This is a genomic window from Cohnella baijiui, assembly GCF_020731285.1.
In the GTDB taxonomy this organism is placed as follows: Bacteria; Bacillota; Bacilli; order Paenibacillales; family Paenibacillaceae; genus Cohnella.
Genome location: NZ_JAJFOW010000482.1, coordinates 1 through 215, shown reverse-complemented (window position 1 = coordinate 215; position 215 = coordinate 1). Strand labels below are relative to the sequence as shown.

Below are 215 nucleotides of genomic sequence, written 5' to 3'. Positions count from 1 at the left end.
ATCCGGATATTAAGGCCTTTTTAGATCAGCATCAGCAGGAAATTACTGATGATATGATTGAAAAGAGCTTGAGTAAATTATATGAATACACGCTTCAAAGCAAGGAATGTAACAAGTGTACCGATCTTGCCGGCTGTATAAATTTTATGAAAGGCTATCATCCTGAACTTGTAATCAGTCGGAATTCTATTGATGTGGTCTATAAGCGTTGTCCC

Annotated in this window: 1 pseudogene; it reads left to right on the top strand. The window is 37.2% G+C overall.

The annotated features are described in order from the left end of the window. Positions 1–215 (top strand): annotated as a pseudogene (locus tag LKX83_RS33460) (primosomal protein DnaI); the annotation flags it as partial.